This is a genomic window from Pseudomonas sp. NFPP02, from assembly GCF_900119355.1.
Classification (GTDB): domain Bacteria; phylum Pseudomonadota; class Gammaproteobacteria; order Pseudomonadales; family Pseudomonadaceae; genus Aquipseudomonas; species Aquipseudomonas paracarnis.
On the sequence record NZ_FPJI01000003.1, the window covers coordinates 293,606 to 309,369 of the forward strand.

At 62.1% G+C, this 15,764-nt stretch carries 12 protein-coding genes; 3 read left to right on the forward strand and 9 right to left on the reverse strand.

Going from position 1 to position 15,764, the window contains the following annotated elements:
- Window positions 1-15 precede the first annotated feature (15 nt).
- The 5 genes from BT204_RS07415 to BT204_RS07435 all read right to left on the reverse strand — a co-directional run bounded on the left by BT204_RS07415 (window position 16) and on the right by BT204_RS07435 (window position 6,107).
- Window positions 16-1,548 carry an FGGY-family carbohydrate kinase gene (locus BT204_RS07415; protein WP_072446174.1) on the reverse strand — a complete coding sequence of 511 codons (1,533 nt, stop codon included), beginning with the start codon at window positions 1,546-1,548 and terminating at the stop codon, window positions 16-18.
- A gap of 1 nt (window position 1,549) precedes the next feature.
- Window positions 1,550-2,629, reverse strand: coding sequence for an alcohol dehydrogenase catalytic domain-containing protein (locus tag BT204_RS07420; RefSeq protein WP_034128169.1), 1,080 nt, complete (start codon window positions 2,627-2,629; stop codon window positions 1,550-1,552).
- A gap of 25 nt (window positions 2,630-2,654) precedes the next feature.
- Entirely contained in the window at window positions 2,655-3,647 is a 993-nt protein-coding gene (locus tag BT204_RS07425) for an ABC transporter permease (protein ID WP_072446176.1), read from the reverse strand.
- On the reverse strand, window positions 3,613-5,121 hold the full coding sequence (locus BT204_RS07430) for a sugar ABC transporter ATP-binding protein (protein ID WP_072446179.1): 1,509 nt from the start codon (window positions 5,119-5,121) through the stop codon (window positions 3,613-3,615). Before BT204_RS07430 ends, BT204_RS07425 begins: the two co-directional genes overlap by 35 nt.
- A 62-nt stretch (window positions 5,122-5,183) precedes the next feature.
- Entirely contained in the window at window positions 5,184-6,107 is a 924-nt protein-coding gene (locus BT204_RS07435; protein ID WP_014719049.1) for a substrate-binding domain-containing protein, read from the reverse strand.
- 330 nt (window positions 6,108-6,437) lie between these two features.
- On the opposite strand from BT204_RS07435, the gene BT204_RS07440 reads away from it, so the two are divergent.
- On the forward strand, window positions 6,438-7,109 hold the full coding sequence (locus BT204_RS07440; protein WP_054897426.1) for a sterol desaturase family protein: 672 nt from the start codon (window positions 6,438-6,440) through the stop codon (window positions 7,107-7,109).
- A 65-nt stretch (window positions 7,110-7,174) separates the two neighbouring features.
- Here BT204_RS07440 and BT204_RS07445 read toward each other — a convergent pair whose 3' ends face one another.
- The 4 genes from BT204_RS07445 to BT204_RS07460 all read right to left on the reverse strand — a co-directional run bounded on the left by BT204_RS07445 (window position 7,175) and on the right by BT204_RS07460 (window position 12,965).
- The gene (locus BT204_RS07445) at window positions 7,175-8,611 is read right to left on the reverse strand and encodes a pre-peptidase C-terminal domain-containing protein (RefSeq protein ID WP_054897425.1); all 1,437 of its coding nucleotides are present in this window, start codon (window positions 8,609-8,611) and stop codon (window positions 7,175-7,177) included.
- 167 nt (window positions 8,612-8,778) lie between these two features.
- Window positions 8,779-9,843: a lipocalin-like domain-containing protein gene (locus tag BT204_RS07450; RefSeq protein ID WP_054897424.1), complete on the reverse strand. Its 1,065-nt coding sequence runs from the start codon at window positions 9,841-9,843 to the stop codon at window positions 8,779-8,781.
- The gene (locus tag BT204_RS07455) at window positions 9,833-12,295 is read right to left on the reverse strand and encodes an ABC transporter permease (protein ID WP_072446182.1); all 2,463 of its coding nucleotides are present in this window, start codon (window positions 12,293-12,295) and stop codon (window positions 9,833-9,835) included. The genes BT204_RS07450 and BT204_RS07455 overlap by 11 nt, the downstream gene beginning before the upstream one ends.
- Window position 12,296: 1 nt before the next feature.
- Entirely contained in the window at window positions 12,297-12,965 is a 669-nt protein-coding gene (locus tag BT204_RS07460; protein ID WP_020301318.1) for an ABC transporter ATP-binding protein, read from the reverse strand.
- Between the two features lie 274 nt (window positions 12,966-13,239).
- Between BT204_RS07460 and BT204_RS07465 the strand changes: the two genes are divergently transcribed.
- Both BT204_RS07465 and arnT read left to right on the forward strand, forming a co-directional pair.
- Window positions 13,240-13,920, forward strand: coding sequence for a lipopolysaccharide core heptose(II)-phosphate phosphatase PmrG (locus tag BT204_RS07465; RefSeq protein WP_034128177.1), 681 nt, complete (start codon window positions 13,240-13,242; stop codon window positions 13,918-13,920).
- A 181-nt stretch (window positions 13,921-14,101) separates the two neighbouring features.
- On the forward strand, window positions 14,102-15,757 hold the full coding sequence (arnT, locus tag BT204_RS07470) for a lipid IV(A) 4-amino-4-deoxy-L-arabinosyltransferase (RefSeq protein WP_072446185.1): 1,656 nt from the start codon (window positions 14,102-14,104) through the stop codon (window positions 15,755-15,757).
- The last annotated feature ends 7 nt before the right edge of the window (window positions 15,758-15,764 follow it).

Below are 15,764 nucleotides of genomic sequence, written 5' to 3' on the forward strand. Positions count from 1 at the left end.
TTGGACGGTGTTGAATCAGGTGGCTTGCAGGTTGTGCATGACCAGTTTCAGGGCCGGATACAGCTTCAGGTACTCGGCAAACGTCCGGTCATAGGTCATGACATTCTCCCGCTTGGGCTGCGCCCGCAATTGCAACTGCACCCAACCCGTGTCCATCTGCCCATCACTCACCAACCCCATCGTATGCGCCGCCAACAACGCCGCGCCCAGGGCTGCTTCTACCTCCTGCACGATCGTGTACACCGGGTAGCGTGTGACGTCGGCGATGATCTGCATCCACAGGTCCGAATGGCTCGCCCCGCCCACCACAATCAAGCGCGGGTCCAGGGAATGCGCGCCCTGGCTGCCCGCTTCGATATTGTGGCGCAGGGCAAAACTCACGCCCTCCAGCACCGCGCGGTACAGGTGAAAGCGGCTGTGGTAGAGGTTGAGCCCGACAAAACTGCCGCTGGCGCGGTCATCCCACACCGGGCTGCGCTCGCCCATCAAGTAAGGCAAAAACACCACGCCTTCGCTGCCTGCCGGAATCTTCATCGCGCTCTGCTCCAGCAGCGCCAGGCTGTCTTGCCCCGTGGCCTGGGCCTGCTGTTCTTCGGCCTGGCAGAACTGCTCGCGAAACCAGCTGACCGAGGCCCCGGCGGTGATCGCACCGCCGAAGATGTACAGGTCGCGGTGGCCGTTGTAGACATGGGGCATGCTCACCAAACCGTGGCGCGCATCCACCTGCTGGTTCAGGTAGCCCCAGCACATGCTGGTGCCGATCATCGCCACATGATTGCCTGGCTGAGTGACACCCGCCGCCAGGGTCGCCATGGCCGCGTCCACGCCCCCAGCGAGGATCGGCGTGCCCGCCTGCAAGCCCAGGCGTGCGGCCCAGTCTGCAAGCAAACCACCCACCACCTCGCCGGAATACAGCAACCGCTCGGGCATCATCGACTGCGCGATACCCAACGCCTCCAGCATCTCGCCTGACCAGTTGCGCGCCGCCACGTCGTAGACACCGCCGATATTCCCGGCGCTGCTGTGGTCCACCGCCAACTCGCCGGTCAGGCACCAATTGATGTAGCTGTTGGGCGGCAACAGGTAACGGGTATTCGCCCACACCTGAGGCTGGTGCTGCTTGAGCCAGAGCATCTTGGTGAAGCCGTAGTAGCTGTCCACCGAATTGCCGGTGATGGCGAACAAGCGCTCCAGGTCCACATGCTCACGCACCCAGGCCACCTGCTCGCCGGCGCGGCGGTCCATCCAGATCAGGCACGGGTGCAGCGGCGTCATCTGCGCATCCACGGCAATGCCCGAACCACCGTACAAACTGCTGATGCACAGCGCCTTGACCTGCGGCGCCGGTACCCCGGCCTTGGCCATGCACTGGGCCACGCACGTTTCGACAGCATCCAGCCACACCTGCGGCCACTGCTCGGCCCAGCGCACTTTCGGGGTGTCCACCCGGTAGCCTTGGCTATGCTGGGCGATGATCGTGCCTTGGGCATCCACCAGCAGCGCCTTGGTGCTCTGGGTGCCAATGTCTACACCGATGACGTAGTCCATCTCAGAGCACCGGCTTCAACAGCACCTTGATCGACTTGGTCGAATTGGCCAGTTCAAACGCCTCGGCCCAGTCGTCCAGCGGGAAATCATGGGTGACAATGCCTTGGGAGGTGACCAGGCCACGCTCGAACAGGTCGATGGCGATCGGGTAGCAATACGGGCCCAGGTGCGCGCCGCGCACGTCGAGCTCCTTGCGGTCGCCGATGATCGACCAGTCCACGCTGGTCTCGGCGCCAAACACGCTGAACTCGACAAAGCGCCCGAGCTTGCGGATCAGGTCCAGGCCCTGGGTGACGCCGGCCGGTACGCCCGTGGTTTCGATATAGACGTCGCAGCCGTAGTTGTCCGTCAGCCCGTTGATGATCTCGCGAGCGTTGTCACGGGCGGGGTTGATCACCACATCGGCGCCGAATTTTTTCGCCAGCTCCAGGCGTTCATCGACCATGTCGATCACCACCAGCTTCTTCGGGGTCTTCAGCGCGGCGACCTGGACCATGCACAGGCCCAGGGTGCCCGCGCCGGCAATCACCACCACGTCGTCGAGCTGGATATCGCCACGGTTGACGGTATGGATCGAGCAGGCCATCGGCTCCACCAGCGCCGAGTCTTCCAGGGACACCGACTCAGGGATCTTGTGCACGATGGCGGTCTTGGGAATGCGCATGTATTGGGCCATGCCGCCTTCGGCCACTTCGCGCTGGAAGCCGAAGATGTTGTGCACTTCGCACATCCAGTATTTGCCTGATTTGCAGAAGCGGCACTTGCCACACGGCACGATCTGTTCGGCGATGACCTTGTCACCGACCTTGACCTCAAAGTGCTCCTCGGCGCCCTCGCCGGCTTCGACCACGTAGCCGAAAAATTCGTGGCCCGGTACTACCGGCGCCTTGACCCAGGGGTTGTCGCCGCCCCAGAACATCGCCGCGCCCGAGTGGCACTTGCAGTCACTGGCGCAGATGCCGCAGGCGGCGATACGGATCACCAGCTCATTGGCACGCGCCTGGGGTTTGCCGATGCGCTCCAGGCGGTAGTCTTTCGGGCCGTGGCAGACGACGGCTTGCATGTGAGTGTGCTTGTCCATGTGTTCGGTCCTGTGTAGTGAGGTATTAACGATGGCGCTGACGGCTGATGAAAATCGCCAGCAAGATGATCCCGCCCTTGATCACGCTCTGGACGTAGGGCGACACGCCAAGCATGTTCAAACCGTTGTTCAACACGCCCAGCAGCATGGCGCCGAGCAAGGTGCCGATGATCACTCCGCGGCCGCCGGCAATCGACGCACCACCCAGTACCACGGCGGCAATCGCATCCAGCTCGAACGACACGCCGGCATTCGGCTGGCCGCTCATCAAGCGCGAGGTGAGCACCAGCCCGGCAATCGCGGCGGTGAAGCCGCTGATGCCGTACACCAGCAGCTTGAAACGCGCCGCTCGCACCCCTGACAAGCGCACCGCTTCTTCATTGCCGCCGATGGCGTAGATGTAGCGGCCGATGCGGGTGTGTTGCAGCAGCACATAGGCCGCCAGGTAGGTGATCAGCATGATCAGGATCGGCACCTGCAGGCCAAACACACTGGCGCGACCGAAGAACGCGAACCACTCTGGCAAGCCGGAAATCGGGTAGCCGTCGGTGTACATCAGCCCGAACCCGCGGGCGATGCCCATGGTCGCCAGGGTGACGATGATCGGCGGCATATGCAGGTACGCCACGAACAGCCCGTTGCCGATGCCGAAGGTCACGCCCACCAGCAGCCCGGCGCCAATCGCCAGGCCCGGCGGCAACCCGGCGACCATCAGCCCGGCGGTCAAGGTGCCGGACAACGCCATCACCGGCCCCACCGACAAGTCGATGCCACCGGTGAGAATCACGCAGGTCATGCCCACTGCGATGATCGCGTTGATCGACACCTGGCGGGCGATGTTGGAGAGGTTGCTGGCGGTGAGGAAGGTGTCACTGGCGAGGATCATCACCAGGGTCACCACCACCAGCCCGACAAAGGGATAAAACGCCGGCGAACGCAGCAGCCGCGCCAGGTTCAGGCGCAAGCGGCCGGTGCCGGCGGTGTTAATGGACGTATTCACTTGAGCCCCCTGTTGCATGGCGCATGACCTCTTGAGGATTGACGGCGGACGCTTCCAGTACCTTGACGATGGCGCCCTTGTGGAACACGGCGACGCGGTCGCACATGCCGATGACTTCGGGCAGCTCGGAAGAAATCATGATGATCGCGTAGCCCTGTTCGGTGAGGCTGCGCATCAACGCGTAGATCTGCGCCTTGGCACCCACGTCGATGCCGCGTGTGGGTTCGTCGAACACCAGCACGTCGCAGTGGTGGTTGATCCAGCGGGCGATCACGACTTTTTGCTGGTTGCCGCCGCTGAGGTTCACCACAAGGCTTTCGCCACTGGGTGCCTTGATCGACAGCTGGCGCATCAGCGCTTCGACGCTGGCGCACTCGCGGGCCTTGTCGATCAGGCCCGAGGCGTGCTGATACTTGGGCAAATTGTTCAGCGAGATATTTTCGCGAATGCTGAAGGCGGTGATCAGCCCTTCGCTCTTGCGGCTTTCGGGGAGCAGGCCGATGCCGCAGGCCAGGGCTTGGGCCGGGTCATCGAGGCTGACTTTTTCTCCGCGCAGCCACACGTCTTTGCTCACCGTGGGCAGCGCGCCCATCATGCCCAGGGCCAGTTCGGTGCGGCCCGAGCCCGCCAGGCCGGCGAAGCCCAGGATCTCGCCTTTATGCAAATTGAAACGGTTGTGGGGACCGTTGCGCACCAGTTGGATATCCTTGACCTCCAGCAGCAAGGGGCCGCGTTCGCTGCTGGGTTTGGGCGGGAAACTGCATTCCAGTCGGCGGCCGACCATCATCTCGACCAAGTGATCGATATCGCTGTCGGCCACTTCGGTAACGCCTGCATTGCTGCCGTCGCGCAGGACGCTGATGCGGTCGCAGACCTGGAAAATCTCTTCCAGGTGGTGCGAGATAAAAATCACCGCCACGCCCTGGCGCTTGAGTTCGCGCATGATCTCGAACAGCAACTCGGCTTCACTGGGGGTCAGCGTCGCGGTCGGCTCATCGAGCACCAGCAGGCGCGCATCCAGGGCCAGGGCCTTGGCGATTTCGACAAACTGCTGCTCGGCCACGCTCAGGTGCTTGACGGCGCAGTGCAGATCGATGCTGACCCCGAGGCGCTGGAACAACGCCTGCGCAGCCTCGGCCATTTCGCGTTTGCGCAACAGGCCGAAGCGGTTGCTCAGCTCATGGCCGAGGAAGATATTTTCTACCGCCGTGAGGTAGGGAATCAGGCTGAACTCCTGGAACACAATGCCAATCCCGGCGGCAATCGCATCCCGATAGGTCGCAAATTGTCGGGCCTGCCCGTCGATAAGGATCTGCCCTTCGTCCTGGTGCTCGACCCCGCCCAGAATCTTCATCAGGGTGGATTTGCCCGCGCCATTTTCCCCGAGCAAGGCGTGGATTTCGCCGCGCTCCACTTGCAGGTTGATGGCCTTGAGGGCCTGCACCCCAGGGTAACGCTTACAGATGTTTTCCAGCTTCAGAAGACTGCTCATACCGCCGACCTCGCACTCAGAAGGAAGACCTGGGCCCCACGAACTACGCGGGGCCTGGGGGTTTACCAGCTGAAGTCCTTGGCCTTGGCCTGGTCGATCAGGGTGATGTCCACCGGCACGCTGGCCGGTACTTGGGCGCCCCACTTCTTGGCCAGGGCGATGCCCAGTGCTAGGCGGATCTGGTCGCGGGGGTATTGGGCCGAGGTGGCGATGAAATGGCTGCCGGGTTTCTGGATCGCCTTGATCGCTTCCGGCGCACCGTCGACGCTGACCAGCTTCACGTCCATACCGCTGGCTTCGATGGCCGACAGCGCGCCGAGAGAGCCATTGTCATTCACGCTGAAAATGCCCTTGAGGGTAGGCTGGGCCTGCAACATGTTTTCGGTGACGGTGAGGGCCTGATCGCGTTCCTGTTTGCCGTTCTGGATGCTGACGATCTTGATGTCCGGGTGCTTGGCCACCGCCTCTTTGCAGCCGCGCACACGTTCGAGGATCGGCACCACGGCGATGCCGTCAAGGATAGCGATATTGCCTTTGTCACCGATGGTTTTAGCCAGGTACTCACAGGCCTGGAAACCGGCGTCGAAGTTCTTCGAGCCCACGAATGAATCCAACGGGCCATCTGCCTGGGCATCCACCGCCACCACTACGACACCGGCAGCATGGGCCGACTTGACAGCCGATTGCACACCGACGGAATCAGTGGGGTTGATCAGCAGGATGTCGATGCCCTTTTGCAGCATGTCTTCGACATCACTGACCTGCTTGGACACGTCGTGGCGGGCGTCGGTGATGATCAACTTGGCACCGATGGTCGCGCCGGCTTCTTCCAGGGCGTTTTTCATGGTGACGAAATAGGGGTTGTTGATTTCCTGGAACGAGGCGCCGATGCGGATGGGCTTGGCAGCGTCGGCAAACGCGGGGGTCGCGCTGCCCAGGGTGATGCTGGCAGCCAGTAAACACAGGGTTTTCGGGAGCATTTTCATGGCGTGGGTCTCTGTTTTGTTTTTATTTTTAGAGCAAATGTTATCGTTAACATTTTGCCAGAAACTAACAAGTAATTCAGACCTGTGCAAGCCTCCACTGGTCGGTCTCGGGCAAAAACGTGGGAGCTGGCTTGCTCTCCGGTTGTAGGAGCGAGCTTGCTCGCGAAAAACTCACAGGCGCCGCGTTTATTCAGAAGCCCGCGTTATCGTTGACATTTTTCGCGAGCAAGCTCGCTCCTACAGGAGGGATGAGGTGGTCAGTAAAAACTCGCACATCCGCTTACGCCAACTAAGCTCAGCCTCAAATAAAAACACAGCGAGCAGCCGGCCATGCCCCACCCGACCGAGACTTTCCGCGACCGTTACCGCGCAAGCGTCAACCCGCGTTACAACCCCTGGCTGCACGCCGCATTCGTGCTTGGCTACGGCATCGCCTGCATCACGCTGGCCTGGTCCTCCACCGCCGATATCACCGCCCTGCAGTGGCTGACCGTGCCCCTGACCCTGCTGTTCTTCAACCTGTGCATCTACCTCGTGCACCGCCACCTGGGCCATCACAAACATGCATTCGCCCGGCTGTTCTACGCACGCCACACCGGCGATCATCACAGCTTCTTCACCCCCGGCCACATGACCTACGACAGCCCTCGGGACTGGCGCGTCATCCTGTTTCCAGCCTGGCTGATCATGCTGCACAGCCTGGCCATCACCCTTCCCGCCTGGTGGCTGCTCAGCCAACTGAGCCCCAACGTTGCCGGGTTGTTTGCAGGCTGCATGATCCTTGGCTACCTGCTCTACGAAGTGTTCCATGCCTGCGAACACCTGCCTGCCGAACACCCGGTGGCACGCCTGCCATGGATTCGCCAGATGCACCGCCTGCATGCCCTGCATCACCGTCGTGAGCTGATGCAGGGGCGTAACTTCAATATCGTGCTGCCGTTGATGGACTATTTGTTTGGCACTTTGTATTGGGAGCCGCGTTCTCACGATAGCCAGAAATGATCAGGAAAAAGCCACAAAAAAGGGGCAGCCTCTAGAGGCCGCCCCTTCTGCTTCACATCACGCTGTCAGTGGATGATGTCCTGAGTGCAGATATGCCCCAGGCTGACGTATTGCACGTTCTCACCGCCAACGCCCACACCAGGGAACTCAGCCAGCTCAATACGCCAGCCACCCTCGTTGTAGGTGGTACGCCACTTGTAAGGCACACCAGTGCTGCTGTCGTTGATCACCGTTGTGTAGTCACCGAAGCACGTACCGATATTAGCCGTGGCCTCTGATACACCCGCGCTGTTGGTAGTCGCTTTGTAGTCAACCCAACGGTAGTTCAAGTCGACGAAGTGGTTATCGACGCGCAATACCGGCGTGACCCCCAGCAACGGCGCACCGGTGGAGTCCGACCATTGGGTCGACCAGTTCAACAGCCGAGCGGTTTGCGTGGCCAGCCACACTTCCGTCACCCGCACGATGTTGTCACCTTTGACACTGCTGGTGTTCAAGCGCGGTGTGGAACCCAGGCTCAGTTGGTAATACTTGCTCGGGTCCTGCGCCACAGCCGGGTTGGCCCGTACACGCACCTTCACCGTGGTGCCCGGCGCGACGCTCGGGTAGGTCGAGGTAGAACCGGCCGGCACGGTGACCCAGTTGGCGCCATCAAAGCGGTCGAAGATCCACTGGTTTCGGCTGCCGTTCTCGTCGCCCGCCAGGTACATGCTCACGCTTTGGCCACGGACCGCCGTGAAGTCGAAGTAATCGACATCGTTGGCGCTGTCGAGATTGCCGCTGACCTTGTTCATCGAATCGGGCAATACGAACGCGGTTTGCGCGCTGTCGTTGGGCTCGAACGCGTCGATGTTGCTGTCCACCGCCACGCCGAAACTGAACTGCGCGTTATCGGCGACCTTGGCCACCATGTACCAGTAGTAGTCGCCGGCCGGCAGCACGCCGTTGAGGTATTCATCGGCATTGCCTGCAGCATCCGACGAACCGACCACACTCAGGTTGCCCTGGCCGTCATCCTGAAACAGGGTCAGCGACATATCCGCGCCTGCGCTCTGGTTGACCAGTTGCACCTGCACCCGCGCGTTCTGCGGCAGGTTGAAGTGGTAGGCAAACTCGTTACCGGCTTGCACCGCATCGACGGTGTAAAGCGTGTTGATATCCAGGGTTGGAAACAGCGGTTCAAACGCCGCGATAGCCGCACCTTTCAACGCGCCTTGCGCCGGCTTTTTCAACTCACTCACCACGCTGTCGAACGGCTCGGACTTGAGGGATCGGGTCACGGCCTTGGACTGACCAGACTTGGCCACCAGCAGTTTTTTCTTGAGTTCGGTCGAAACCTTCGAGGCGTCCAGCTTGCCGCCGGACTTGAGCGCTTTGTTCACGGCCTGCTTGACCGCTTCGGCACTGAGTTTCGCAGGCGCTTGATCAGCCAGGGCAAAGGCCGAAACGAAGCAGGAGGCCATCATGGCCGCGCCTAGCATAAAGGCTTTTTTCGATTTCATTTTTTATCCATCCATAGTTAAAAAATTGAAGCTCAGGTAACCGGTGACATCCGGTCACCTGGGATGGACTGTAGGATAAGACTGTATGCATGTACAGTATTTTTTTTGAAAAGCCTGTACGAGTATTACCCGTCGAGTCGTAGGGCAAAACTACCCTGCTATACCCCCTAATACCCCGTCATCTCCAAATACCCCACCCCACCCTCAAACCGCACCGGCCCTTCCCAGTACGGTATACCCAGGTCCATCCACGCCTTCGGGTTGACGGCCTCGGTGGTGATGTCCAGCTGTTTGCCGGGAATTTTCAGCGACCAGCGTGTGGGAATGTTGCGCCCGTCGATGGCCGTGGTGGTCAGCGGTGTGAGTTGGATATCGCTGTTGTGCAAGGTCTCGGTGTGGCCCTGGGCGTCGATCCAGGTGCCGGTGAGGTAACCGTCGCTGTCTTTCTGCCGCACGCGAAACAGCATCAGCTGCGCGCCGCGGTCCAGATGCAGGGAGAACCAGTCCCAGCCGGTCTGGCTGGCGGCAAGGGGTTGGCTGCTCCATTCGCGGTCGAGCCAGGCTGGGCCGCTGACCTGGTAGGTGTGGCCGTCGAGGTTGACGCTGCCGCTGGCGGTGAAAAACGGCTGGCTGTAGTAGTACGACGCCTGGCCCTGGTCGGATTTGCGGCTGTAGCCATGGTCGCCTTGCAGCACCAGCGGGCGGCTGGAAGTCAGGTGCAGGTCGTAGGCAAATTGCGCGCCACTGGCCTTGAGTTGCATGTCAGCCAGGGGGCTGGCGGCGCCGGGGCGGGTGGCGAAGTTCCAGTCGTCGATCCAGGCGTTGAACGGCTCTGCCTGAGCCCCCGCCTGGCCGACGCCACCCCGGGCCAGGCGTTCGGCGGCGTAGTGGCGGGTGGCGGAGGTGACGGCGGCGTGGCCGAGCCACACGGTTGAATCGCGCCAGCCCGGTTGGACGGGGCCGGCCTTCAATGCGTTGCGAAACAGCGTCCATTGCACGCCGAAGACATTGCCCTGGGCATCCTTGAGGTTGGCCGTGACGTACCACCATTCGATACGAAAGCCGTCGTGGGGCCCGTGGTCCTCGGGAAAACTGAAGACTTTGCCGGGCACCACCTGGGCAAAGTCCGCCGCATCGCTGCCCAGCCCGGCGAAACTGTCCTCGGGTGCGGGCGCCTGGTCGCAGCCGCTCAGCAGTAACCAGGCGATGCACGCCAATGCCTTAATCTTCATGGGCGAACGTCCTCAACAAATCCGCCGGACGGCTGCGGTACAACTGCCATAAGGGCCAGGCCGACGCGAGCAAGGTGGCAAGCATCGCCAGCCCCAGCAATTGCGCAAGCTGCCCGGGGAATACCTGCAGCGGCAGGCGCCAGCCGAAGGCCTGCACGTTGATCACCGCATCCAGGCACCACGCCAGCAACAGCCCCAGCGGCAACGCCAGGATCAACGTGAGTACCGCCAGCAGCCAGGTCTGGCCGAGGTTGAGCAGCATCAATTGTCGGCGAGTCACGCCCAGCGCCCACAACGGCGCGAGTTGGCCGAGTCGGCTTTGGCTCTGGGTCAGCAGGCTGATGAACAGCGCCACGCCAGCGACGCCAAGGGTCAGGCTGTTCAACGCGGCGGTGGCAGCGAAGGTGCGTTCGAAGACCTGGCTGGACCACCCCTTGAGTTGCTGTTGGTCGACGATGCGGCTGTCTTCCAGGGCGAACTCACGCTGCACTTCACGGATCAGCGACGGCACGTCGGCAGGCGCTACCCGCAGGTTGAAGCGTGCCGGTGAGAGCGTCGGCCAATGCGCCAACAGGTGCCGGGCATTGACCAGCAGATGGCCCTTGGGGTTGCCGTAGTCGGCGTAGATGCCGACGATCTTCGGCGCCCAGGTGCCCTGCGGGGTGGGGATGGAAACCGTGTCGCCCAGTTGCACCTTCAGGCGTCGCGCCAGTTGTTCGCTGAGCATCAGGCTGTCGTCTTGCAGCAAGCGGTCCCAGGGCGCGTCCACTGCCTCCAGCAACGGCCAGTGTTGACGATAAGTGGGGTTGTCGACCACGCCGAACACCTCGGCGGGCCAGCCTTGCAGTTGCACCGCCACCTGCCAGGCGGGCAATACGGCCTGCACCAGGGGCTGACGGGTCAACCACGTCTTCAGTTGCTCGGCCTGCTGCGGATTTTGCGGGTTGAGGTACAGCTCGGCGGTGAGGCGTTGCTCCAGCCAATGGGTGAAGGTCTGGCGAAAGCCCGAGGTCATGGAGCCGGCGCCGATATTCGCCGCCAGGGCCAACAGCAACGCCATCAGCGCCAGGCTCAAGGCCGGCAGTTGCTGGCGGCAATCGGCCAGGAACCACTGGCCCAGTACCGAGCGACTACGCCCCAGCACGGCTTTCAATAACCCATTGAGCAGCACCGGTAGTGCCAATGCCGCGCCCAACAGCAAGGCCGCCATCAGCACAAACCCGGCGGCCAGGCTATCGCCCAGCCACAGCGCCAATAACGCGATCGCCAGGGCCGCGGACGCCACCCACCCCTGGCGCCGCAGCCAGCGCCCATGGGCTTGATGCCAGGCTTGGGCGTTGGCCAGCGCCAGTAACGGCAAACGCGCTGCGCGCCACAGGCTGCTGGCTCCGGCGAGCAACGCGCCGAGCAGGCTCACGCCCAGGCCGGCCAGCCACCACCAGGGGCTCAAGTTCAATTGGCCGGCGACTTCGGCGCCGTACAGGCCGCGCAAACTGGCGGCGACATCCGGCAGCAACAGGCTGGCCAGCAGGTAGCCGCTGGCGATACCGAGCACACCGCTCAACACCGCCAAAGCGCCCAATTCGACGCCCAGGCTCAGGATCAGCATGCGTGCGCTGACTCCACAAGCGCGCAAGGTTCGCAGCAGACCACGGCGCTGTTCCAGGGCCAGGCCGATGGCCGCATGCACGATAAACAGCCCCACCACAAAGGATAAAAAACCCACCGCATCCAGGTTCAGGTGAAAGCTTTCGGTGAGGCGTGACAGGTTGCTGTCCTCGCCCTGCTTGAGTTGCAACGCGGCGGGTGGCGTGGGGTGGTGGGCGGCGAAGGTGTTGTCCAACAGTAGGCGCGACAGGCGCCCAGGCATGTTGAGCAGGGGTTGGGCAAAGCCGATATCGGTCAGCAGCAGGCCGGGCGCCATATCGGCCTGTACCTGCAACGGTGGCAGGCGTTGCCCGGTGGACGTCAGCGGCTGCTCGCCCGCCTGCAACCCCAGCGCCTCTAACGTTTGCGCAGCGACCCAGGTACGCCCCGGCGGCTCGAAAAACGCCAGCATCTGCGCCTGGCTCAAGCGTTGCCCCGCCACGCTGCCGCTGCCGGGTAACGACACCGGGTCGATGCCCATCAGTTGCAGACGCTGCTGCTCACGCCCCTGGAGCACCACCCGCCCCTGCACCACCGGGGATACCGGCCAGCCGGCGCGGCGCAGCTCGGCAAACAGTGCCTGGGGGAAACTGGCGGCGTCCGGCGCAACCAGGCTGGCTTGGGGTTCTCCACCGATCAATTGGCTGGCACGTGCGTAGCTGTCCCGCGCCTGGCTGTTGAGGGCCTGCACGCCGGTCAGTAGCGCGGTGGCCAGCCACAGGCCGGTGAGCACGCTGGAAAATTGCACCGGATGACGCCGCCAGTGGCTCAGCAACGCGCGCAGCGTCCAGTAAAACAGCGCCATCTCAGCGAGCGTCCATCGGCACGACACGCCCACGGTGCAGCACCACTTGCCGGTCAAGCCGTGCGGCTAGGCGCGGGCTGTGGGTGACCATCAGCAGGCTGGTGGGGCTGTCCCGCAGCAGGTCCAACAGCAGTTGCAGCACTTCATCGCTGGTAGCTTCGTCGAGGTTGCCGGTGGGTTCGTCAGCCAGCAACAAACCCGGCCGCGAGGCCAGCGCCCGCCCGACGGCAACCCGTTGCTGCTGGCCACCGGAGAGTTGCTCGGGGTAACGCCGGAGCAAGTCGCCCAGCCCCAGGCGCTCCACCAATTGCGCTTGCCAGTGCGGGTCGAAACGCCCCGCCAGCCGCGCCTGGAACGCCAGGTTGTCTTCCACGCGCAAGCTGCCGATCAGGTTGAACTGCTGGAAGACCAGGCCGATTTGCGTGCGGCGCCAATGGGCCAGTTGCCCTTCGTTGAGTTGGTCAAGGCGCTGCTCGCCGATGCGGATGCTGCCGGCGTCCACTCGGTCCAACCCAGCCACCAGGTGCAGCAAGGTGCTTTTGCCACTGCCCGATTCGCCCATCAGCGCCAGGCTGCTGCGTTCACCCAGGTGCAGGTCGACGCCAGCCAGAACAGTCAGCGGGCCTTGCGGGGTCGCGTAGTTTTTAACAACACCTTGCACCTGCAACATAAGAACGCTCATCTGAAGGACCAGCAATGAGAATAACGGCTGACGCTCGTGCCTACGCAAATTTTTCACATGGATTTCACCGTCTGCCCATCCACCGAACTTTAAAGTGCCCGCCAACTCGTGGTGACTCACAACTTATTAGTTAATCCAAGTGACACTCTTAACATGCAAGTGTTCAGCAAAAAGACAGCGGTGCTGTGACAGTCTCCTGCCTCACCAAGGGCAACTGCCCAATCGTGCAGCCTTTTTATAAACACAATAAACAGTGCCGAGGATGAACCGCGTGGCAGACATGATCCTGGCCAATCCCCAACCCAAAAGGTCAAGGTTAAAACGCCTGAGAAAATACCGCCTGCACCTGCTTGGCATCAGCGTTACCGCCTTGTTGTTGACGGGTTTTTTATTCTGGCCCAGCTCGCCCCTGGACCTGGGCGTGGGCAATCGCCTGGTGACCTCCGGGGTGCTCGCCAGTTGGCGTGAGGGTGAGCTGGTGGTGCTGGTGCGCCATGAGGAGCGCTGCGACCGCTCGGCCAACCCCTGCTTCGGCCCTGCCGATGGCCTGACCATCAACGGCACTGAACGCGCTGTCGAACTGGGCAAAGCCTTTGATTCATTGGGCATGGCTCTGACCGACGTGCTCAGCAGCCCCACCACGCGAACCGCCCAGACGTCACTGTTCATGTTCGGCAAGACCGAGCTGTCCCCCGGCCCGCTGGCCATCTGCGGCGACGCCATGGGCGGTGAAATCCTCGGCCACAAACAGCCGGGACGCAACCTGATGCTGATCACCCACAGCGCCTGCATGAGCGACTTCCAGACCAGCCTCGGCTTCCCTCACGCAGCCGCTGCAGAGTACGGCAGCGCACTGTTCGTCAAGGTGCTGCCCAACGGCACCTTCAAGGCCATGGGCACCATGAACAGCGAAGAGTGGACCGCCGCACTTAAACAACTTTAATTACACTTGTTTACATATTAAGCCTTGAGACGTTCAGCAAAACGACAGCCCCACTCTGGCATGTTTAGCCGCGCCTGTTAGTTATGCTCTCCAACAACAACTTAGTGACCCTTACGATGCTTCGCCCTATTAAGTTAATACCGCCATTGCCCGTACTTGAACGTTATGGAGCGATGTGCGCATGCCCCGCATAAACCCTGTGTCCTGGCTATTGCTGGGCGTTGCCGTGTTCTTCCTGTTGCCCCTGGGCTTTCACGGTTTATGGACGCCGGACGAAACCCGCTACGCCCAGGTCAGCCAGGAAATGCTGATGAGCGGTAACTGGGTGGCGCCGCACTTCATGGGCGTGCGTTATTTCGAGAAGCCCGCCGCCGGCTATTGGCTGATCGCCCTTGGCCAGGCGGTGTTCGGTGAAAACCTCTTCGGCGTGCGTATCGCCTCAGTGCTGAGCACGGGCTTGAGTGTGGTGCTGGCCTACCTGCTCGCCCGTCGCGTGTGGAACGAGCCGCGCAAGAGCTTTGCCTGCGCCCTGCTCTACCTGAGTTTTGGCCTGGTGGCCGGGCAAGCCGGGTATGCCAACCTCGACCCGCAATTCACCCTGTGGGTGAACCTGAGCCTGGTGGCGTTGTGGTTTGCCTTGGACTGCCGCACGCCATGGGAACGCCTGGGTGCCTGGGCGGTGTTGGGCGTGGCCTGCGCCATGGGGTTCATGACCAAAGGGTTCCTGGCCTGGCTGTTGCCGGTGTTGATCGCCGTGCCCTATCTGGTCTGGCAGCGGCGCGTCGGTGAGTTGATGCGCTACGGGCCGCTGGCGGTGCTGGTTGCCGTGCTGGTGTGCCTGCCATGGGCCCTGGCGATCCACCTGCGGGAACCAGATTACTGGCATTTCTTTTTCTGGCATGAGCACATCCGCCGCTTTGCCGCCGACAACGCACAGCATGCGCGGCCGCTGTGGTTCTTCCTGCCAATCATGGTGGTGGCGTGCCTGCCGTGGGCTGCCTTGCTACCCGGCACCCTGCTAAAAACCTGGCAGGAAAAGCGCCAGCCGGCGATTGCCTTTCTCGCCCTGTGGCTGCTGCTTCCCCTGGGCTTTTTCAGCCTGAGCAAAGGCAAATTGCCGACCTACATCATGCCGTGCCTGTTGCCCCTGGCCTTGTTAATGGGCCACGGTCTGATCGACCTGATCAAGCAAGGCAAGGCGCGCACCCTAGTCATCAACGGCGCGCTCAATTTCGTGCTTGGCATGACGGCCATGGTGGCGCTGATCTACCTGCAAATCACCCGCCCGCTGTACAGCAATAGCCATGCGGAGATGTTCAACCTGTCCCTGACGTTTATCGTGCTGCTGGGCTGGATCCTCGCCAACCTGTTGCAAGCGGTGCGCCCGCTGACGTTGTGGGCGATGCCTGCCCTGGGCATTGGTTTGCTGGTGGCATTGCTACCGGCGGGCATGCCGGCTCTGATCGAAGATAACGAGATGCCCGACCAGTTCGTGCTGGAACATCTGGACGAACTGCAACCTACCCGTGCTTTGCTGAGCAATGACCTGGGCCTGGCATCGGCATTAACCTGGCGCCTGCGCCGGCCCGACGTGGCGTTTTATAACACCCAGGGTGAGCTGCGCTACGGCTTGAACTACGAAGACGCGGCACAGCGCAAGGTCACGCCGGACAGTGTCCAGGCCTGGTTGGCCGAGGCCCGCCAACACGGGTCGGTCGGCGTGCTGATGCAGGTCAAGAGCACCAGCGAACACCGCGAAGAAGGGCAATTGCCTCCCGGCGGAAAACGTTATCGCAAGGGCGACCTGGTGCTGACGATTTACCCCCAACTACCTTGAATGCAGC